Below are 22,372 nucleotides of genomic sequence, written 5' to 3' on the forward strand. Positions count from 1 at the left end.
GGAAGGGAAAAGTTACAAGAGCACCGTTATTTTTCTTGAATTATTTTTTTATCCGGGTACCACCGTCGCTGTTAATAGCTGATGCTAAGGTAATTACAACCTCGGACACTCCGGCATTAATTGCTTCAAAAGAATTCTCCAGCTTCGGGATCATTCCACCTTGAATAACACCATCGGCCACATATTGCTCAAACTCTGGACGGGTGATCTGAGGAATAACGCTGTCGTCGTCGTTCTCATCTCTTAATACGCCTTTCTTTTCGAAGCAATACACCAGGGTGACGTCAAAGTACTCGGAAAGGGCTTTTGCTGTTTCCCCGGCAATGGTATCGGCGTTGGTATTCAGCATATTGCCTTTACCATCGTGGGTCAGCGGTGCCATGACAGGTACAATGCCTTTGGCTATCAGGTCGGCCAACAGGTTTGCATTTACCTTCTCCACATCGCCCACAAAGCCGTAGTCAACGTCTTTTACGAGGCGTTTAACCGAACGGATTACATCCATATCAGCACCGGTCAGTCCCAGAGCATTGACATTGCGTGCCTGAAGACCGGCAACAATGTTTTTATTGACCAAGCCACCGTAAACCATTGTAACTACTTTCAACGTTTCAGCATCGGTTATACGACGACCGTTTACCATCTGGCTTTCAATGCCCAACTGTGAAGCAATCTTGGTAGCCGAGCGTCCACCGCCATGCACCAGTACTTTATTTCCTTCAATAGCAGCAAAATCATTTAATAGTTGATTCAGAGAAGCCTCTTCCTCGACAATCTTACCGCCTACTTTGATAACTGTTAGTTTCTGTTTCATATTACAAACAAAGCAGCCTCACTCCTCTGGATGGGAGTTACAGCTGCGTATTACATATTGTTATTATATTCTGTAGGGGCGGTTCGCGAACCGCCCCTACAGTATTATTCCAAATACGTATACCCGTAAAGCCCCGAACGGTAATTAGAAAGGAATTCTTTTCCTTCTTCTACCGAGATCTTGCCTTCCTTCACCGACTTCGTCACCCATGTTTCCAGCGTACGAACCAGCTTCTTAGGATTATATTGCACATAATCCAATACCTCGGCTACGGTTTCACCATCAATAATCTGCTCTATATTATATCCCTTTTCATTGACGGAAATATGCACCGCATTCGTATCACCAAACAGGTTATGCATATCTCCAAGTATCTCCTGATAAGCACCTACAAGGAAAACACCCATAAAGTAAGGTTCCTTGTTCTTCAAGGAATGCACAGGCAGATAGTGCGATACATTCTTAGTAGAAATGAAATTCGCAATCTTACCATCCGAGTCGCATGTGATATCCTGCAACGTTGCCGAACGGTCGGGACGTTCATCCAGACGATGCAACGGCATAATCGGGAATATCTGGTCAATAGCCCACGAGTCGGGCAAGGACTGGAACAAAGAGAAGTTACAGAAGTATTTATCCGCCAACAACTTAGACAAACCACGGAATTCATCGGGCGCATGCTTAAGCCCCGAAGCAATCTGGTTGATTTCACGGGTGATAGACCAAAACAAGCGCTCAATCTGCGCGCGGGTTTTCAGGTCTACAATACCATGACTGAACAAATCCAGCGCCTCTTCACGAATCTGTTGCGCATCATGCCAGGCTTCCAGCATCTTGTTCTGATTCAGCGTATCCCAGATGGAGTAAAGTTCACGAACCAATTCATGATCCTCTTCGGTGATCTCTTCATCATCATCCCATTCCGGCAAAGTGGCAGTCTCCAACACCTGGAACACAAGCACAGAGTGATGGGCAGTCAACGCACGGCCACTCTCGGTAATAATATTCGGATGCGGAATTTCATTCTTATCACTGGCATCAACCAACGTAGAAATAGAGTCGTTTACGTACTCCTGAATAGTATAGTTAACGCTACTTTGACTACTCGAAGACCGGGTTCCGTCATAATCAACCCCTAGTCCGCCGCCGATATCAACAAATTCCACCTTAAAGCCCATGGCATGTAATTGTACATAGAACTGCGAAGCCTCACGCAATGCAGTCTTGATACGGCGAATCTTAGTTACCTGGCTACCAATATGGAAATGAATCAGTTTCAGGCAATCCTGCATTTCCTTCTTTTCCAGAAAGTCCAATGCTTCAAGCAACTCACTCGACGTCAAGCCAAACTTACTTGCATCGCCACCCGAATCTTCCCATTTTCCGCTACCCGAAGAAGCAAGCTTAATACGAATACCGATATTGGGGCGAACGTTTAATTGTTTCGCCATTTTGGTGATTAGTCGCAGTTCATTCAGTTTCTCTACAACCAGGAAGATGCGCTTACCCATCTTCTGGGCAAGCAAGGCCAACTCAATATAACTCTCATCCTTATATCCATTGCAGATAATCAAAGAGTCTGAGTCTGTGTTTACAGCGATAACCGCATGTAGTTCCGGTTTGGAGCCAGCTTCAAGTCCCAGGTTGAACTTCTTTCCGTGGCTGATGATTTCCTCCACCACCGGACGCATCTGATTCACCTTGATCGGATAGATAATAAAGTTCTGTCCGTTATAACCATATTCCTTAGATGCCTGTTCAAAGCAACGCGCTGTTTTCTCAATACGGTTATCCAATATATCTGAAAAGCGTAGTAGCATAGGCAGAGCCACATCGCGGATTTGCAGCTCGTCGATCAACTCTTTCAAGTCAACGCTCACCCCATCCTTACGCGGAGTAACCACAACATGCCCCTTATCATTTATACCAAAATACGAAGTCCCCCAACCTGTAATGTTGTAAAGTTCTTCGGAATCCTCAATACGCCATTTTCTCATTTCTTTTCCTACGGTTTTTTTAGTGTAAATAATGGGGCAAAAATACGTATTAATCTATAATTATGCTATTTTTGCAGCTATTAATCACTGCGTTAGCATAAAAACTGAAACTATATGCAACTAGAAAGTACCAATTTCCAATTCGAGAGTGAAATCGCCTGGCAATATCCGGATAAAGGCGTGAGTCGCCAGATCATGGCTTACAACGATGATATGATGATGGTGAAAGTTAAATTTGAAACCGGAGCCATAGGAACACCGCACACACATCCTCACACACAGGCAACCTATATTGTGAGCGGAGCATTTGAATTTACAACAGACGGAGAAACAAAAGTAGTTAAGGCTGGCGACGGGGTTTACATTAAACCGGGCGTCCTGCATGGTTGCAAATGTATCGAAGAAGGATTGCTGATTGATACATTCTCTCCCATGAGAAAAGACTTCCTCTAGTCGATTTGCTTTTCAGCGTTCAGGACCTGTTCTATTTTACTTATCACTTGTTTGGGGGTTATGCCCCACAAACAGGCATAGTCTTTTCGCCAACATGGTTCCTGTCCGAAGACAGAACAAGGGCGGCAGGCCAGGTCTAATTGAATGGTATTGGATGGTAATTGCTTCCATCCCATAAAGCCGGCATACGGATGAGTGGCACCCCAGATAGAAACGACAGGGGTGTTCACTAAAGAGGCCAGATGCATATTGGCAGAGTCCATAGACAGCATTACATCCAGATGACTTATCAGGTTCAATTCCATACCGATATCCAACTTCCCAATCATGGATACAACGGAAGGGTATTTGGCTATCCACGAGTCAAACACTTCCTGCTCGTACTTTCCTCCGCCAAAAAGGAATACTTTTACACCCGGCTGGGTAGAGAAGTGGGCAACGACTTGCTCCTGAAGTTCTACCGGATAAATCTTACCTTTATGCTTGGCAAACGGAGCAATGCCAATCCACTTCTGATCTTCTTTAAGGCCGACAATGGATGCGATCTCCGTAAAGTCGCCCTTGCCCGAATCGTAAATAGAGGTGAACTCTAAAGAAACCGGGAATCCAATTCTAGCCAGCACATCGGCATAGCGTTGAAAAGAACTCTTTTGAGCAACCATTACTTTGTTGTGACGTCGAACCAGCTTAGACTTCCCTTTCCGGCCCTTATGAATGGTAGCTGTCTTTACAACGGAAAAGAGAAGTCTAAGTGATAAATATTTAGAGCGTAACACGCCGTGAAAGTCTGCGACATAATCAAAGTCCATGGCTTTCAACAGGCGATAAAGGCGCCGCAGTCCACCAAGTCCTTCGTTCTCTCCCTTCAGGTCGGCGCCTACGAACGAAACGTTGGCAGGCAATTTCTGGAAAAGAGGTCCCAGTCTGGCACTACTCAATACAGTAATCTCATCTTGTGGATACTGCCGTGCCAACGAATAAATCACAGGAATGGTCATCGCAACATCGCCTATCGCAGAAAAACGGATGACAAGTATCTTGGCCATTAATTACTTTTTGCCATAAAGCACTGGGTTCAGTGCCGGATCATTATACATCTTCATTTGTTTATACACCTTCATGTATTTCTTTCCACTCTCTATATCGGAAAGAAGCTGGTCAATAGCCGAGGACAGGTCTTTTTTCTGTTCCAGAAGGATATTGAGCTTCTGCTCACATTGCCGGTGATGTTCTTCGGATGTATCTGTACGTTTAACTTCCTGCTCCATGTGGTAGATTTTAAGAGCCAGAATAGATAGCCTATCTATAGCCCATGCAGGACTCTCGGTATTAATGGTTGCATCCGGAGCTACTTGTACGTCTTTGTTCTTATCCAGGAAATAGCTGTCGATCAGTTCTACCAGATCGGTACGGTCCTGATTCGACTTGTCAATCTTACGTTTTAATACAAGCGCATCTTCCGGTTTGATGTTCGGATCGCGGATGATATCTTCATAATGCCACTGAACTGTATCAATCCAGTTTTTCAGATAAAGATAATACTCTATGGATTTTACTTCATAGGGATTGTTTATTGGAGTATCCACACTATCTGTTACGTGATATTCCAGAACAGATTTCCAAAAGATTTCGTTGCACAATTCACTGAATGTCATAGTCCTGATTATTTGTTTAATAACAAAGTTACATATTTAATTCCTAAATAAGAAAATTGGGGTTAATGATTTTTAGATAGGCTCCAGCAGTTCGCGTAGCCGTTGTATCGAACTACTTATCTGCCAGCGGTTTTCCAATTCATCGGCACTAAAAGTATATCGAGCCTGCGAGTAGAATTTCATTCGTTCCGCCAGCTTTTCCTTGATAAACCGGAACAGTTCATCTTCTTGCTTTCCTTGTAAAATGGGACGCGATTGAGTGGCCACACTCAACCGTTTGAGTAGTACTTCGGGACTGGCATCCAGAAAAACCGTGATGCCGTGCTTGTTCATATACTCCATATTATCGAAGAAGCATGGTGTTCCGCCGCCTGTGGAAATCACTACATTCTCAAACTCTGCTACTTCATGGAGCATTTTCTTTTCGAGTTCCCGGAACCCGGCTTCGCCTTTTTCGGTAAACAGTTCGCTAACCGTTTTATGATAACGTTCTTCTATATACCAGTCAAGATCAATGAACGGTATATTCAAATCGCGGGCAAAAGCCTTCCCTAAGGTAGTCTTGCCCGCTCCCATATATCCTATTAAGAAAATACGAACCATCTTTAGCGGAGAATTTTCCGCAAAGATATAGATTTATCGCCGGATTATTTGAATACTTTCATCCGTTTATTCAAATCATCCATTTCCTTCTCACCGATCTCGCCGGTAGGAAGGCCGAACGGCATCTGGGCAACGAGTGTCCAGCTCTTTGGCAAGTTCCACGTTTCCAGTACTTTTGCATCAATCAGGGGGTTGTAGTGTTGCAGTGAAGCTCCGAAGCCTGCGTCTTCCAACATTACCCAGGTGGCGAGCTGGTGCATAGCAGATGTGTGCTGTGACCACACAGGGAAGTTATCTTTATAACTTGGGAACGATTTTTGAAGATACTCTACGATTTCCTGTTCTTCAAAGAACAGGATAGTACCATAACCACTGGCAAAGGAGTTATCTATCTTGGCTTCGGTCTGAACAAAGGCCTCGGCTGAGATTCTTTCTTTGAGTGTGGCTTTGACTATTTCCCATAACTGCAAATGGTTCTCACCCAACAATAGTACCATGCGTGTGGTTTGTGAGTTGAAAGCAGATGGAACATGTGTTAAAACGGTTGCAACGATGTTCTCAATTTCCTTATCCGATATGGGTGACTTCGGACTGATTGCATAATGACTTCTCCTGTTGGCCAGAGCGTCGACAAAACTTCTTTTCATTCTTTTCTTCTCCTGTATTTATTAAAGTAATTCTGATTGGTTTTGATTGTTTCTGGTATGGTTTTACGTTATTTCAACCATCCACCCCCTACCCCCGCCAGCGGGGGATAGGCTGCGCTACACAGTATTTCCGCATGGTATCCCCCGCTGGCGGGGGCAGGGGGTGGATTTGGCGCAGTATAGAATTAACTCCTTTCCAATCCGCTTACTCTTTTAGAACACTTACGAAGGCCGATATGTTCAGGTCTGAGATTATATTTGTAACTTTACATGCTGAAAGATAAAGAACCGCAATGGCAAAGCAAAAATATTATGTAGTCTGGGATGGGGTTACCCCTGGAATATACTCTTCCTGGGAAGATTGCCTGCTTCAGACGAAAGGGTACGAAGGGGCTAAATACAAATCGTTTGATACGAAAGAGGAGGCAGAGCGTGCTTATGCTTCTTCTCCTTATGAATATATCGGTAAAAACGCCAGGAAAGAAACAGTAAAGCTTGCCACTTACCCTGATTGTGTTATTGAGAACAGTTTGGCGGTAGATGCCGCTTGCAGTGGGAATCCCGGAGCAATGGAGTATCGCGGTGTGCACATTGCCAGCCGACAGGAGATTTTCCATTTCGGCCCGATGAAGGGAACGAACAATATCGGAGAGTTTCTGGCTATTGTGCATGGGCTTGCATTGTTGAAGCAGAAAGGGTTCGATATGCCGATATACACCGATAGCGTAAACGCGATGAAATGGGTAAAACAGAAGAAATGCAAGACGCAACTCCCCCGCACAGACAAGACAGAAGAGCTCTTCCTGATTATCGAACGGGCAGAGAAATGGCTGAGGGAGAATAAATATACCACTCAAATTATTAAATGGGAAACGAAGCAGTGGGGTGAGATACCTGCGGACTTTGGCAGAAAAGGTCGTTGATCTTTTCTTTAGTTGAAAGTTGAAAATTGAAAGTTGAAAGTTTCGATGCCGCATGGAATCACTTTCAACTTTCAATTTTCAACTTTCAACTCTTATAAACTCTGCATATCGTTTAAGCGTTTGTAGTAGCCTCCTTTTTGCAGCAGCTCATCATGCTTACCGCGTTCCACAATCTCACCTTCGAATAATACACAGATTTCATCGGCATTCTTTATTGTCGACAGGCGGTGTGCGATAGCAATGGTAGTGCGGGTCTTCATCAGACGTTCCAAGGCTTCCTGAACGAGGCGTTCGGATTCGGTATCCAAGGCTGAAGTTGCTTCGTCCAGAATAAGGATGGGAGGATTCTTGAGGATGGCGCGGGCGATGCTGATGCGTTGGCGTTGCCCGCCAGAGAGCTTGCATCCGCGGTCGCCGACATTGGTGTCATAGCCAAACTCGGATTCGGTGATGAATTCGTGGGCATTGGCTATTTTGGCGGCTTCGATCACTTCTTCCATCGTGGCATGCTCAACGCCGAAGGCGATGTTGTTGAAGAAGGAATCATTGAAGAGGATGGCTTCCTGGTTCACGTTTCCAATGAGGCTACGCAGGTCGTGTATGCGTACATCTTTAATGTTGATGCCGTCGATCTGGATTTCGCCTTGCTGCACATCGTGGTAGCGGGGCACAAGATCGACCAACGTAGATTTGCCGGAACCGGATTGACCTACCAAAGCAATGGTTTTGCCCTTTTCAACGGTTAGGTTGATATCTTTCAGTACGTTCCGGTTGTCGTTATAACTAAAGGTAACGTTCTTGAATTCGAGTTTATTGTAGAATCCGGGAAGTGGTGTGGGTTGTTCGGCTTCTTTGATTTTGTTCTCGGCTTGCAGTATTTTGTCAATACGTTCCATAGAAGCCAGCCCTTTGGGAATGTTGTAGCTTGCTTTGGAAAGTTCTTTCAGCGGGTTCAATACACTGTAGAGGATCACCAGATAGAATATGAAGGTGGGGGCATCGATAACCGAGCTGTGTTCGCCCAAGATGAGGTAGCCTCCGAACCAGAGTACGATAACAATAATAACTGTGCCCAGGAACTCGCTCATGGGGTGCGCCATGGCTTGGCGCATGGCTACTTTATTGGTTGCCCTACGGTATTCGTTGCTACATTTGGTAAAGCGGTCTACCATTTTCCCTTCTGCGATGAATGCTTTGATAATGCGTAGTCCGCCCAGGGTTTCTTCCATTTGGGTCATGGTTTCGCTCCATTTCTCTTGTGCATAGAGGGATTTGCGTTTCAGTTTCTTGCCTACAACGCCCATCGCCCAACCCAGTCCGGGCACTACGAGGATGGTAAAGACGGTGAGTTGCCAACTGATGGTGATGAGGGTAACGAAGTATATCAGGATCAGGATGGGGTTTTTGATCAACATATCGAGCGAGCTGGTTACGGATGTCTCCACCTCGTTCACGTCGCCGCTCATACGGGCGATGATATCTCCTTTGCGTTCTTCGGAGAAGAAGGACAGCGGGAGTTGGGTTACTTTCTTGTAGAGCATGACGCGGATATCGCGTACCACGCCGGTGCGCAATGGAATCATCACGGCCGAGGAACCGAAGTAGCAGCCGGTTTTCAGCAGGGTCATTACGGCAAGGAATACACCCAGGAGCAGGAGTGTGGTGGATGGGCCGTGGACTTCGATTAGCTGGGATACGTAGTAATAGAAGTTGTTCTTTGCGATATCCATCAGCCCTGCGTCGCTACTCCAGGACATAAAGGCATAGGTTTCGGCTTCTTCCATCTTAAAGAGAATCTGAAGGATGGGAACGATCAGGGCAAAGGAGAACACGTTCAATATGGCGGATAATATATTTAATGCGACCGCCCAGGTGAGGAACTTCTTGTAGGGGGGGATAAAACGCTTCAATACTTGAAAGAATTCTTTCATTGCGCAAGGGTTATTAGGTGAATAATTTTGTTATGCTATTTCTTGTTGTATATGATAAAGGAGTAAGCATAGGGGTGCTTCTCGTCGGTAGGGTGATCTTCGCGACTTTCCTCTGCCCAGTGGTCGGGACGGATTTCGGGGATCGTTGTATCGCCTTCTTTATGGGTGTGTACACGGGTCAGGTAGAGTCTGTTGGCCTTGTTCCAGGTTTGTTTGTAGATTTCGCCTCCTCCAATGATGAATACCTCGTTTTCACCGGACACTAATTGCAGGGCTTCGTCGAGACTGCCGACAACTTCGCAGCCTTCAAGCTTGAGATCCGGATTGCGTGAGATGATGATATTGCGCCGGTTGGGCAGGGCACGGCCCATAGAGTCGTACGTTTTCCGGCCCATGATCACCGTGTTTCCGGTGGTGTTGGCTTTGAACCATTTCATATCGTTGGGCAACCGCCAGAGCAACTGGTTATTACCGCCGATCACATTGTTTTCTGCCGCAGCAACTATTATGGATATCTTCATTGTTTGTATTTATTCTTTTTCAGCGTTTTCGAGCCGTTTCCTCCTGGCTTCTTCCTGGTCGTGCTGATAACGTTCGAAATCGGCTTTCGTACGTTTCCATCGCTTATGCGTCCACAGCCAGGAGCTTGGGTTCCGGCGTATACTTTCTTCGAGATACTTGTAATACGTATCGGTCAGTTCATAGTCGGGGATGTCTTTCGTCTCCTCAATAATACGTTCTACCTTGCAGGTATAATATCCGCGTTTGGTGTTCACCACGGAACAAAAAACGGCTACACAATTCAGTTTCTTAACGATGCGTTCGGTTCCTGTGATGACGGCGGTGTCTTGATGCAGAAACTCAACCCAGTGGTCGATCATGTGCATCTTCGGTGCCTGATCGGCGATGAAACCGATGATCGTAGGCTTGCCCTCGCGACGGTACGACATCATGACACGGGCGGTATCGGGCATCCGGATGCTGACAGCGCCGAAGCGTCCGCGCAGCCGGAGGAACAGGCGGTCGAAGGCCCGGTTGGCGAGCTTATGATATATCTGCCCCGAAACGACTTCCTGGTTGCGGATGTGCATCGGGAAAGAGGTAATCCACTCCCAATTAAATGTATGGGCGAGGTAGAAAGCTCCGGAACGTCCCTCATCGGCCAGTTCGTTGACGCGTTCCAGCCCCTCGAAGGTCATCCGGCGCAGGATTTCTTTCTCGCTTATGCTGGCCATCTTGATGGATTCGAAGAAATAGTCGCACAGCATAGAGTAGAACTTCTTTTCTATGGAACGGATTTCTTTGATGTCTTTTTCGGGGAAGGAGTTGGTCAGGTTGCGACGCACAACCCGCCTGCGGTAGCGTGCCACGTAGTAAATGAGATAGTAAAGGCAATCTGACAACACATAAAGCCCCTTGAACGGGACCAGTGAAAGCAAATAACATGAACCGTAAAGTAAATAATATAGTATTGCCTCAAAGAATTTCTTCATGTTTATAGTTTCACGGCAGGTTGTTACACCTTGAACGACAACATCTCATTTAATTTTGGCAAAACTAGACAATATTTTGCAGACAGACAACCTTTCCATACATTTTTATGGAAGTTTTAAAACTTTTGGCGGAAAGTGAGTTTTCCTATTGATGGTTTTTTGTAGATTTCTGTATATTGGGCGGTTCGCGAACCGCCCCTACAGTGTTATCTTACGTATTGAATGTGAATACTCAAAGTCTGCAAGTATCTGTCTGTTGTGTTGCCGGTAGGGTTTATCTCACGAGAAAGTTTCTTGGGTTTGCTGACACCCGGGTGTGAACGACCTTGACACCCGGGTCTCAAGGCATCTGACACCCGGGTGTAAATGGGTCTGACACCCGGGTGTCAGCAACCCTAAGAAACTTGCATATTTACAACCCCTTGCAACCGGACAGTGTAAGAGGAGCTTCAAAGATGATATCCGTAGCATTCCTTCCGATGAATACCTTATAATCTCCCTCCGCATCACTCCATCCGTCGGCTTCATAATAGCTCAGGTCGGAGAAAGGTATCTCAATTTGCACGGACTGGCTTGTGCCTTTCTTCAGAAACACTTGCCGGAAGCCTTTGAGTTCTTTCACGGGGCGAGTGGACGGGCCCCATAGTTTGCGCACGTACACCTGAACGAGTTCCGCACCGTCGTACAAACCGGTATTGGTAAGGTTGAGTGAAACTACCAGTCGCCCGGGCTTTACTTCGGTTTGGAAGTTGGTGTATTCAAATTCCGAATAAGAAAGCCCGAATCCGAAGGGATACCGGGGTTTGTGGTCCATATCAATATAACGTCCGGAGTAGTTTCTATCCGATTCCACCGGAGGTCTTCCGGTATTCTTGTGGTTATAATATACCGGTATCTGCCCTAAATGTTTGGGGAAGGACATCGGCACGCGTGCCGAAGGGTTATACTCTCCGGTTACGACATCGAGAATGGCATTTCCGGCTTCGGTGCCCAACCACCAGCAATAGAGAATGGCGGGGGATTTCTCGCTCAATTCGTTGAATATGGTGGGGCGACCTCCCATGATGAGAGTGACTGCATGAGGGGTTACTTCGTAGATCTCCGTCGCCAGTTCCTGCTGAATGGACGGTATATTAATATCTCCTTTTGAACGGGCTTCGCCACTCATGTTCCAGGTTTCGCCGAGCGCAATGAGGGTAAGATCGGCCTTGCGGGCGGCTTCTATGGCTTCGCCGAATCCGGAGCGGTCATCGGCGGAGGTGCTATATCCTGCAATGAAGGTAATGTTGCTCGCGGGATAGCGCTGCTTCAAGGCTTCCAGCAGGGTGACGGCGATGGATTCGTTGCTCAGCGAAACCCAGTTGCCATCCATATCTCTTTTCGAATTGGCCAGGGAACCAATTACGGCAATATCGCGGGGCATATTTACGATGGGCAATATAGCATTCTTGTTCTCCAGCAGAATGATGGATTTACGGGCAACGTCTCTCGCCGTTTCCCGGCTTGCGGCGGAAAGGATTTCTTCGCCTTCGCGCTTTTCATCGCAATACTTATAGGGATCATCGAATAAGCCCAGTTTCATTTTCCAGATCAATACTTGTTTGACAGCACGGTCGAGGGTCGCTTCCGTCACCCTTCCCTCTTCGACCAGTTCTTTCAGGTAATTGCTGTAACAGTTGCTCTCCATATCGATGGTTATGCCGGTGTTGAAGGCTTGCTCGGTAGCCTGCTTCCGGTCTTTACTGTAGCCGTGCACCACCATTTCGCGGATGGCTCCCCAATCGGAAACCACGATTCCATCGAAGTTCCAATCCTTATACAATAGGTTGTAGATGTAAGGATGGGCCGTGGCCGGGATACCATTTATTTCGTTAAAGGCCGACATGAAGCTGGCTATTCCACACTCGGCGGCAACCTTGAAAGGGGGCAGATAGAGGTTATGGAGGGTTTGCAGGGAGACGTCCACGGTGTTGTAATCGCGTCCGCCGATGGCCCCGCTATAAGCGGCAAAGTGTTTGGCGCACGCCATAACGGAGAGTCCGTCGTCGAACGGCGTTTGATAACCTTCGATCATGGCTTTGGCTATTGCGGAAGCGAGGAAGGGATCTTCGCCCGGCCCTTCCATCACACGGCCCCAGCGGGGGTCGCGGGAGACGTCCAGCATGGGCGAAAACACCCAGTGAATGCCCGACACAGCCGATTCGCGGGCGGAGACGCGTGCCGCTCGTCCGATGACTTCGGGGTCAAAACTGGCCGCCTGCGCCAAAGGGATGGGGAAGATGGTTTTGTATCCGTGAATGACGTCTTGGCCAAAAAGTACAGGAATCCCCAGGCGGGATTGAAGGGCGAGGGACTGTAACTCACGGGTATTCTTGCTGCCTTTTACATTGAGCATGGAGCCGATGCGGCCTTGTTTCAGGCTTTCGGCTTTGTTTATGTCGGTCAATACCGGTCCGGTGGCTTCCCAATTGCCGGTAAGCATGTTGAGTTGGCCCACTTTCTCGTCCAGCGTCATGAGGGAGAGGATGGAATCTGCTTTGGTGTTCCATTGGGTATCGTCCTGGGCAAGGATCGAAGCGGAAAGGAACAGGAAAGGGAGGATGGCGCATATAGCTTTCTTCGTTTTCATATTTATTCAATAGTTATAAGTGAACGATGTAATCATACAGTGTAGGGGCGGTTCGCGAACCGCCCACGGCAAAGTGGCATAGCGAAATCGGGCGGTTCGCGAACCGCCCCTACAGTTAATCATTAAGTATCCGGACAATTAACCATCAACAATGGCCTATACAAAAGTAAACCTGTAACCCGAAAACGAGGTACAAGGAAAGACATAAAAGGTATGCCTATGTTCATTTCGCCAAATAGTCCTTCGGCGAAACCCCATAGAAGTCCTTAAACACCTTGCTGAAATACTTGGGATTGTCAATGCCCACCATAAACGACACATCAGTAACGCTATACTGACCAGACAGCAACAGAGGCGCCGCCTGTTTCAACCGTATGATCCGCACAAACTCCGTAGGCGAATTCCCCGTGAGCTGCGTGATCTTATTGTAAAGCAACGTGCGGCTAAGCGCCATCTCCTTACAGATGAACGTAATATCCAGATCGGGATTCGTGATGTTTGCCTCTATCAGCTTTATCAGCTTGGACAGGAAATCATTATCCGCCCTGTTGGATAACTCCACCGCATTGTTATTCTTCAATTCTTCGATGCTGCGGCGTTGCGTGGCTTTTTGCAGTTCAAAAACATTCGCAATCTTACTCAACAAAAGCTCCTTCTCTACCGGCTTCTTGATGTAATCGTCCGCTTTGGCCTTAATCCCCTCCAATATGCTCTTTTCATCGGTAACGCCCGTCAGCAATAAGAAAGGAATATGAGAAGTCTTTATGTTATTCTTTATGCGCTGGCAAAGCTCGAAGCCATTCATTTCGGGCATTAAGTAATCCGACAAGATGAGGTGCGGATAGATCAGGTTCACCAGTTCCAAAGCCTCTTTGCCGTTTTGGCACGTTTTCACCGCGTAAACAGGTTCGAGGCACATCTTCAGGTAGTCGGCCATTTCCGGATTGTCCTCCACAATCAAGATCAATGGTTTCTTTTCGGAAGAAAGGCTCTCCTGCGGGGTATCTTCCATACCCGGCTCACTCTCCATCACCATATCGGGCAAGCGTTCATATTTCAGCGGAAACGACAGGATAAACTCCGTACCCTTGCCCAGCTTACTCTTCAGGTTGATCTTTCCTTTATGAATATGCACCAGCGACCCCACCAGTTTCAAACCGATGCCACTTCCTATTTCTTCCGAATTGATCGCATTATCCGCCCGGAACACATGCTTGAACAGCATATTCTGATCGCGGCTCGATATCCCGATTCCGGTATCCTTCACCGACAACTCCCACTGATCTTGCCTTGCCATCGCCGCGACCACAATCTTCCCCCCGTACGGCGTATATTTAATAGCGTTGGAAAGGATATTATTAATAATCTGCGTAATCTTCTCCTTATCAAACCAGACATCCTGCTGCACAGACGGATCGAAATGACATTCCACGTCAATAAATTTATGGCTCGCCACAACCTTGAAAGACTCTACCCTATACCGCACAAACGATTCCAGGTTTTGCCTGGACAATACCAACCGGCTTGCATTCAAAGAAACCCGCTGGAAGTCGAGCAGCTTACCGATATACACCGACAGCCGTTCCGAATTGTTCAACGCCATTTGCAGCAACTGCGCGCTTTGCCCTTCGGCAATCTCCTTTTGAAGGTCCTTCAACGGGGCTTTGATCAGGTTAAGCGGAGTCAGTAAATCATGCGCCGTGTTGACAAAGAAGTCTATCTTCGACTCCGTTACCTTCTTCTCCTGCCGCATCTTTACCTGCCGGTAGATGTAATACAACATCAATATAAAGATCAGAAGATAAACAATCCTCGCCCACACCGTATTCCACCAAGGCTCGGCAATCTCTACCGAGATCACCCTCTCGGTCTGCCGCTCCCCATCAATAATGGCACACACGCGGAAGGTATATTCCCCCGGCGCCACCTTCGAATAAGAAACCATATGGATAGGCGAAGGAATGGACCAGTCGAGATCGTGCCCTTCCAGATAATAGGAATAAGAGGTCTTCTGCGGTGTCTGAAAGTTAGGTGTGGTAAAATGGAAGGAGAAGAAGTTCTTATTGTACGGCAAATGAATCTCCTTGGTATCTTGAATAGATTGCGCCAACACCGGGTCCTCGCCGGTATAGTATTGAGGCTCGTTGAACAAATCAAACTGATAGACCACCGTCTCATACGTATGGTTCGGGCGGGGCTTCTCTATCTCTGCGGGATTAAACTCAATCGCCCCGTCGGACGATCCGAAGATAAGGTTCCCGTTACGGCACCGGAAGTAAGCCCTGGCGTTAAACTGATTAGACAACAGTCCGTCTTGCTTATCAAACACCTCCACCTCGCGGCTTGTCAAAGAGAACTTATTCAGTTTATCTTCCGTAGAGATCCATAAGTTAGCCTTTTCATCGGGAACGATGGCATAGATATAGCCGGAAGACAGATGGTAGTCTTCGGCCGTGAACTTCTCGTACGTATCGCTGGAATAATCGTAAAGATAGAAGCCGTAATTCCGCACGCCTACCCAGAACTTGCCATTCCCGGCGCGGGAGATAGTGGTCACCGGCTTCTTTATCGAAGTGCCTTTTACGTCGCCCGACTCTTTATCTAACAGGAACAGCCCATTAAAAAGCCCCAATAGAACGGTCTTTTCGTTGGCTTTGGAGAAGCAGTTCACTTTGCTCACATTATACCGGTCGCTCTTGCGGGTCTTTACATTATAGGAAGTGACGTTTCCCATGATCCCTCCAAACCATAGGACATCATCATCCTTGAATATAGAGTAAATGTAGTTCGTCGCAATGATAGAGTTGGGTTGGTCGGCTGATATCTTAGTTACCGTTCCGCTCTTCTTATGAATACGGGCTATGCCCAATGCGTAACCCCCTATCCAGATATCACCCTGGGCGTCCTCGCAGAGGGCAAGTACCACATCTCCCTGCTTGCCGGGCAATGTATTATTGAGGTAATGTTTCCATGTTTTGTTCTTCCGGTCGAACAGGCTCACGCCGTTATTCGTACCGAACCACAGGTCGCCATCGGAGTCTTCCAGAATGGCATTGACTACATTATCGCTTATGGTCTGCCGGTTGTCCGGATGGTGAATATAATAGTCAAACTGCAATTTAGTAGACGATTGGTAAGAAACGCCCTCATGGTAGGTCGCTATCCACAAATCGGATTCCTTATCCAGAAACAGTCCCCGCACATTATTGGAGCCGATGGGAGAATGCACCTTATCGTTATACTGAAAGTTATGGTTCACTTCCAGCGTATGTTTATTGAGGATGAAAACACCTTCCAGGTCAACGCCAACGGCTAACTCCTCCGGTGAATAGGTGATAATGGAGCGCACGGGCTTCGTAACCGAAACCGGGGCCTGCCTCAACGAACCAGGCTGATCGGGATGGATATAATACAACCCCGAGCTTAAGGTTCCGATCAGCAACCGGTTGTGTTCCGGTTCATAGAAGGAATGCAGAACGACTTTGGCATCCAGATAATGATCCGAAAGCACGATATCCTTCTGGCTGCTTCTTTCGGCCAGGTATAAGCCGTTGTTGGTAGACAACACATACTGCTCATTCACTTTAATAATATGATTAACCGCCAGGTTCTTTGTTTCGTTGAAAAGGGTGGTTTCCTGCCTATACGTATCCAGTTCAATCATGCCCCGCGATGTACCGAGCATCAAGGCATAATCATTAATAAACATCACATCATTCAGTATAACGGCATGATCGTTGAAGAAGTCGCGCACAGAGTAAACGATCTCAAACATATCCTGTTCTTCATCGTAGCGGAAGATCAACCCGGATTCGGAGAAAGCCCAGATGGTTTCATCGGGGGAATAGCGCAGATAGTTCACCCCCATCTGCTCGTAGCCTTGCAGGTGATCGGTAATGTAATAGCTCTTGATGTTCTTCCCGTCGAACCGGTCGATGCCCAGCTTCGTGGCAATCCACATAAAGCCGCGTTTGTCTTGCTGGATGGAGAAACACATCCGGTTGCTCAGTCCATCCTCCTCTGTTATATAATAAAAGTTATTCGGAGAAGGGGCAGACAATACAGGAAAGGCCATCAACAAGAAGACCAGATAGTATAGGTATCTCTTTTCGTGTGCTTTCATACAATCAGATATAGGATATTACGCAAGATTACAACTATTTTTTTAATTCAAATAAGAAATCCCCCGGTTTTTGATAGCCCAACCGAAAGAATGAACATAATTGTACCCCAAATGACGTTCCATGTACCTTCTGGATACGTATATCGCCTACTTTTGCCAACATCAACCTCACAGCAGATACCAGAACGAAGATAAATTTAATACCCGTTTACCATGAAAATGTACGTGATAGCATCCATTCTGACGATAACCCTTGCGGGTTGCTCCGGGAAGAGTAAGGAACCTCTCTACCTGGACGCGAACCAACCTGTAGAGAAAAGGGTGAACGACCTCCTGGGCAGAATGACGTTGCAGGAGAAAGTAGCCCAGATGTCGCAATACGTCGGCATAGAGCATATGAAGGTGGCAGAGAAGGAGATGACACTCGAAGAGATGAAGAAAAGCCACGCGCAGGGTTTCTACCCCAACCTTCATTCGTCGGAATTGATCGAGATGACTAAAAGCGGGCTGATCGGTTCCTTCCTCCACGTCACCACCACGAAAGAGGCCAACCTGCTGCAATCTTATGCGGCCGAATCGCGCCTCAAAATCCCCGTACTGATCGGGATTGATGCCATACATGGCACGGGGTTATATCGCGGAGCAACCATATATCCTACGCCCATCGGGCAAGCGGCGACCTTCGAGCCGGCTTTGATTGAGAAGGCATCCAGAGAGACAGCATTGGAAATGCGTGCCACTGGTACCCACTGGACATTTACCCCTAATGTAGAAGTAGCCCGCGACGCCCGCTGGGGACGAGTAGGCGAAACCTTCGGAGAAGACCCGTTGCTGGTCGGGCAAATGGGTGCCGCTACCGTCCGCGGATTGCAAACGGCCGATTTCACCGGGCAAGACAAGGTGATTGCCTGCGCCAAACACTTCATCGGCGGTAGTCAGCCGATTAACGGGATCAACGGGGCGCCATGCGATGTTTCGGACCGTACCCTGCACGAAGTCTTCATGCCGCCTTTTAAGGATTGCCTGGATGCCGGGGTATTTACATTTATGATGGCGCACAATGAAGTGAACGGAGTGCCCTGCCATGTGAGCAAATACCTGATGACGGATGTGCTTCGCAACAGGTGGAACTTCGATGGCATTATCGTGAGCGACTGGATGGACCTGGAACAGGTGCACGAGAAACACCGCACGGCGCCTACCCTAAAGGATGCTTTCGTACAGAGCGTAAACTACGGTATGGACATGCACATGCACGGTCCTTACTTTACGGATATGATTGTGGAAGCGGTAAACGAGGGCTTAATTCCTCAGAAGCGCATTGACGACGCCATACGCGCCATCCTGACGGCCAAGTTCAAGCTGGGCCTGTTCGAGAACCCTTATATCGACGAGGAACAACTGACTGCCGTGCTGTTCAACGCAGAGCACCGGCATACCGCGCTGGAAATAGCGAGGAAGAGCATCACCTTGCTGAAAAACGAAAATAACCTATTGCCCATAGACCGCAGTAAATACAAAAAGATCTTCGTAACCGGTCCCAATGCGGATAATCAAACCATTCTGGGCGACTGGGCATTCCAGCAGCCGGACTCCTGCGTAACCACGGTAATCGAAGGATTGCGCAACGTATCTCCCCAGACGGAATTCAATTTCTTTCCTTTTGGCACCAACCTCCGCACGATGGAGATGTCGCGCGTGCTTCAGGCAAAGGAGCAGGCCCGGAAAGCCGACTTGGCGATTGTCGTTGTGGGCGAGAATTCCATGCGCTATATGTGGCAGGATAAAACCTGCGGCGAGAATGTAGACCGTTACGAACTATCTCTCGTTGGACTGCAACAGCAGTTGGTGGAAGAGATTTACGCCACAGGCGTACCGACTATTGTTGTGTTGGTCAACGGCCGGCCGTTAACTACGGAATGGATAGCCGATCATATCCCTGCATTAATCGAAGCCTGGGAACCGGGTTCCTTTGGCGGACAAGCCATTGCCGAGGTGCTTTTTGGAGACGTCAATCCGGAAGGGAAGCTCCCCATGACCATTCCCAGGGATGCCGGACAGATACAGACTTACTACAATTATAAACAAACCAGCAAATGGTTTAAGTATGGTACCGGCAAGAGCACACCGTTGTTCGAGTTCGGATACGGACTGAATTATTCTTTCTTTGAGTTCAGCCCTGTGAAGCTCTCCGCTGCTAAGATGCCGGTCGATGGCATATTGACTGCATCCGTAGAAGTGACCAACACGAGCCAGGTAGCAGGTGCCGAGGTGGTACAGATGTATATCAAGGATTGCTACAGCTCGGTCGTGCGACCGGTAAAGGAACTAAAGGGATATAAGAAGGTATTCCTGAACCCCGGCGAGAAGGCAACAGTGACCTTTGAGATTACACCGAAAGAACTGAGCTTCTACGATATAGATATGAAGTATGGTGTAGAGAAGGGGGAGTTTGAAATTATGATCGGCAATTCATCCCGCGATGTGGACTTGCAAAAGGAAATGTTCGAGGTAATCTGATGCCATAACTTCGCCCCTACAGTAAGTATGAAACTAATAACTATCAAATCAATGCTTAGAAAACAAACTGCCTTTATCCTCATTGCCTTTTCACTGCTGGCCGTTGCGCCGCAGTTCACCCAGGCCCAGAAAGCGAAAACAATCTACCAGAAAGGTTGGATTGACCTGAATAAGAATGGTCGGATGGACATTTACGAGGACCCCTCCGCCCCTATCGACGCACGCATCACCGACCTGCTTTCGCAGATGACGGTAGAAGAAAAGACCTGCCAGTTGGCTACCCTTTACGGTTACGGAAGGGTGGCAAAGGACGAATTGCCCACTCCGCAGTGGAAGGAAGCACTTTGGAAAGACGGCATCGCCAACATAGACGAACATCTGAATGGTTTGGTGAAGACACAGTACTCCTACCCCTTCAGCAAACATGCCGAGGCCATCAACACTGTGCAACGGTGGTTCATTGAAGAAACCCGGCTAGGCATTCCTGTTGATTTCAGCAACGAAGGCATACATGGGCTGAATCACGACCGTGCCACTCCCCTGCCTGCACCGATCGCCATTGGCTCTACCTGGAACAAAGCACTCGTTCGCCAGGCGGGCGAGATCGTGGGCCGCGAGGGAAAAGCGCTGGGCTACACCAATATCTATGCCCCCATTCTCGACCTGGCACGCGACCCGCGCTGGGGACGGGTGCTGGAATGCTACGGCGAGGAGCCTTATCACGTAGCCGCGCTGGGCAAAGAAATGGTGGCGGGCATACAGTCCAATGGCATAGCCGCTACGCTGAAACATTTTGCCGTATACAGCGTGCCCAAAGGTGGACGCGACGGGCACGCCCGGACCGACCCGCATGTGGCGCCCCGCGAAATGCACCAGCTGCACCTGTATCCTTACCGCAAAATCATCCGCGAGGTGCGACCGATGGGGGTGATGAGCAGTTACAATGACTACGACGGCATTCCGGTATCGGGCAGCTATTACTTCCTAACCGAGTTATTGAGAGAGAAATACGGATTCGACGGTTATGTCGTGTCCGATAGTGAAGCCGTAGAGTTTGTTTACAGCAAACACCGCGTGGCGCAGGACATGAAAGGAGCCGTAAAACAGGTGGTGGAAGCCGGGCTAAACGTAAAAACGAACTTTACACAACCCAGCGATTTCATTCTCCCATTGCGCGAATTGATAAACGAAGGTAGCGTTTCTATGCAAACGCTGGACCGGAATGTGGCCGACGTACTCCGTGTAAAGTTCCGCCTCGGCCTCTTCGACCAGCCCTACGTAACCGATACCAAAGCGGCGGATAAGATCGTGGCTTCTGCGGATACGAAAGACTTTGAACTGGAAATGGCGAAGCAATCGCTTGTACTGCTTAAGAACGAAAACAACCTGCTGCCGCTTGATCTGGGCAAACTCGGGAACATCCTTGTAACCGGTCCGCTGGCTATGGACACCACGGCGTATGTAAGCCGGTACGGTCCGCAGAATATGCGGGTAACGCCGGTATTGGAAGGCATCCGCAACTATGTGGGCAGCGCTGCCAACGTGCACTTCGCCAAAGGATGCGAGGTAGTAGATGCTACCTGGCCCGAGAGCGAGATCATCCCTACTCCACTCACCGACAAAGAGCAACAGCAAATCCGCGAAGCGGTAGACAAAGCGCGCCAATGCGACATCGTGATCGCCGTATTGGGCGAAGATGAACACCGGGTGGGCGAAAGCAAATCGCGTACCGGACTGGGATTACCCGGCCGTCAGTTCCAGTTCTTGCAGGCACTCCATGAAACGGGAAAGCCCATCGTCTTGGTCTTGATCAACGGGCAACCGCTTACCATTAATTGGGAAGACCGCTATATCCCCGCCATTCTCGAAGCCTGGTTCCCCAGCCCCGTGGGTGGGAAGGCGATAGCCGGAACACTGTTCGGGGAATATAACCCCGGGGGCAAACTCTCCGTGACGTTCCCTAAAACGCTGGGGCAGATTGAACTGAACTTCCCGTTCAAACCCGGGTCGCATGCCGGACAACCGGGAGATGGGCCGAACGGATACGGGAAAACAGCCGTCGTAGGTTCGCTCTATCCGTTTGGCTATGGGCTGAGTTATACCACATTTGAATACAAGAACCTAAGAATAACCCCTCCGAAACAGGGAATCAACGGACAAATCAATATTTCGTTCGACATCACCAACACCGGAACGCGCGCCGGAGACGAAGTCGTACAGCTCTATGTCCGCGATCCGTTGAGTACGGTTATATCCTACGACTCTCAACTCAGGGGTTTTGAACGCGTCGCCCTTAAGCCGGGAGAGACGAAAGCCATCCATTTCACCCTTTTGCCCGAAGATCTGGAGATGCTGGATCGGGACATGCACTGGATTGTGGAACCCGGACTGTTCGAGATCCTGATCGGTAGCAGCTCCGAGGACATCCGGCTACATGGCGAGTGCGAAATGGAACTCCGCTAGCACCTCCCCGGGTGGTAGCGACTCATATTTGCCCAAACAAATTATTATTTCAACTTAAATTTAATACCCAATGAAGAACAATGAGACAAGTTAAAGTACCCATTCACTGTAAATGGAAGAA

General features: G+C 48.2%; 15 protein-coding genes. 4 read left to right on the forward strand and 11 right to left on the reverse strand.

The annotated features are described in order from the left end of the window. Positions 1 to 40: 40 nt before the first annotated feature. Positions 41 to 814 (reverse strand): acetylglutamate kinase, encoded by a 774-nt coding sequence (gene argB, locus D0T87_RS00520; protein ID WP_163171765.1) that lies wholly within the window; start codon positions 812 to 814, stop codon positions 41 to 43. 104 nt (positions 815 to 918) lie between these two features. Next, positions 919 to 2,811 carry a biosynthetic arginine decarboxylase gene (speA, locus tag D0T87_RS00525; protein ID WP_163171767.1) on the reverse strand — a complete coding sequence of 631 codons (1,893 nt, stop codon included), beginning with the start codon at positions 2,809 to 2,811 and terminating at the stop codon, positions 919 to 921. A 114-nt stretch (positions 2,812 to 2,925) separates the two neighbouring features. Between speA and D0T87_RS00530 the strand changes: the two genes are divergently transcribed. After that, positions 2,926 to 3,264 (forward strand): cupin domain-containing protein, encoded by a 339-nt coding sequence (locus D0T87_RS00530; RefSeq protein WP_163171769.1) that lies wholly within the window; start codon positions 2,926 to 2,928, stop codon positions 3,262 to 3,264. On the opposite strand, the gene D0T87_RS00535 is transcribed toward D0T87_RS00530, so the two are convergent. The 4 genes from D0T87_RS00535 to D0T87_RS00550 form a co-directional block, all read right to left on the reverse strand. Continuing rightward, entirely contained in the window at positions 3,261 to 4,310 is a 1,050-nt protein-coding gene (locus tag D0T87_RS00535; protein WP_163171771.1) for a glycosyltransferase family 9 protein, read from the reverse strand. The genes D0T87_RS00530 and D0T87_RS00535 overlap by 4 nt on opposite strands. Before the next feature lie 3 nt (positions 4,311 to 4,313). After that, positions 4,314 to 4,919, reverse strand: a complete 606-nt coding sequence (locus D0T87_RS00540) for a DUF4254 domain-containing protein (RefSeq protein WP_163171773.1) — start codon at positions 4,917 to 4,919, stop codon at positions 4,314 to 4,316. A 72-nt stretch (positions 4,920 to 4,991) separates the two neighbouring features. After that, positions 4,992 to 5,522: a shikimate kinase gene (locus D0T87_RS00545; RefSeq protein ID WP_163171775.1), complete on the reverse strand. Its 531-nt coding sequence runs from the start codon at positions 5,520 to 5,522 to the stop codon at positions 4,992 to 4,994. Positions 5,523 to 5,566: 44 nt separating this feature from the next. Beyond that, positions 5,567 to 6,169: a nitroreductase family protein gene (locus tag D0T87_RS00550; protein WP_163171777.1), complete on the reverse strand. Its 603-nt coding sequence runs from the start codon at positions 6,167 to 6,169 to the stop codon at positions 5,567 to 5,569. Between the two features lie 293 nt (positions 6,170 to 6,462). Here D0T87_RS00550 and D0T87_RS00555 point away from each other — a divergent pair, with 293 nt between their 5' ends. Beyond that, positions 6,463 to 7,092, forward strand: coding sequence for a viroplasmin family protein (locus D0T87_RS00555; RefSeq protein WP_163171779.1), 630 nt, complete (start codon positions 6,463 to 6,465; stop codon positions 7,090 to 7,092). A gap of 92 nt (positions 7,093 to 7,184) precedes the next feature. Here D0T87_RS00555 and D0T87_RS00560 read toward each other — a convergent pair whose 3' ends face one another. From D0T87_RS00560 to D0T87_RS00580, 5 genes are all read right to left on the reverse strand, one after another. Further along, the gene (locus D0T87_RS00560; protein WP_163171781.1) at positions 7,185 to 9,023 is read right to left on the reverse strand and encodes an ABC transporter ATP-binding protein; all 1,839 of its coding nucleotides are present in this window, start codon (positions 9,021 to 9,023) and stop codon (positions 7,185 to 7,187) included. A gap of 35 nt (positions 9,024 to 9,058) precedes the next feature. Further along, a complete protein-coding gene (locus tag D0T87_RS00565; RefSeq protein WP_163171783.1) occupies positions 9,059 to 9,544 on the reverse strand; it encodes a dihydrofolate reductase in 486 nt (161 codons plus the stop codon). A 9-nt stretch (positions 9,545 to 9,553) separates the two neighbouring features. Continuing rightward, positions 9,554 to 10,516, reverse strand: coding sequence for a lysophospholipid acyltransferase family protein (locus tag D0T87_RS00570; RefSeq protein WP_163171785.1), 963 nt, complete (start codon positions 10,514 to 10,516; stop codon positions 9,554 to 9,556). Positions 10,517 to 10,928: 412 nt separating this feature from the next. Beyond that, entirely contained in the window at positions 10,929 to 13,145 is a 2,217-nt protein-coding gene (locus tag D0T87_RS00575) for a glycoside hydrolase family 3 N-terminal domain-containing protein (RefSeq protein WP_163171787.1), read from the reverse strand. A gap of 223 nt (positions 13,146 to 13,368) precedes the next feature. Next, positions 13,369 to 17,268 carry a two-component regulator propeller domain-containing protein gene (locus D0T87_RS00580; protein WP_163171789.1) on the reverse strand — a complete coding sequence of 1,300 codons (3,900 nt, stop codon included), beginning with the start codon at positions 17,266 to 17,268 and terminating at the stop codon, positions 13,369 to 13,371. A 213-nt stretch (positions 17,269 to 17,481) separates the two neighbouring features. Here D0T87_RS00580 and D0T87_RS00585 point away from each other — a divergent pair, with 213 nt between their 5' ends. Both D0T87_RS00585 and D0T87_RS00590 read left to right on the forward strand, forming a co-directional pair. Beyond that, positions 17,482 to 19,788 (forward strand): glycoside hydrolase family 3 N-terminal domain-containing protein, encoded by a 2,307-nt coding sequence (locus tag D0T87_RS00585; protein WP_203558570.1) that lies wholly within the window; start codon positions 17,482 to 17,484, stop codon positions 19,786 to 19,788. A 51-nt stretch (positions 19,789 to 19,839) separates the two neighbouring features. After that, positions 19,840 to 22,251, forward strand: coding sequence for a glycoside hydrolase family 3 N-terminal domain-containing protein (locus D0T87_RS00590; protein WP_163171790.1), 2,412 nt, complete (start codon positions 19,840 to 19,842; stop codon positions 22,249 to 22,251). Positions 22,252 to 22,372: the final 121 nt, after the last annotated feature.

Source organism: Bacteroides sp. 51 (assembly GCF_010500965.1).
Taxonomy (GTDB): domain Bacteria; phylum Bacteroidota; class Bacteroidia; order Bacteroidales; family Bacteroidaceae; genus Bacteroides.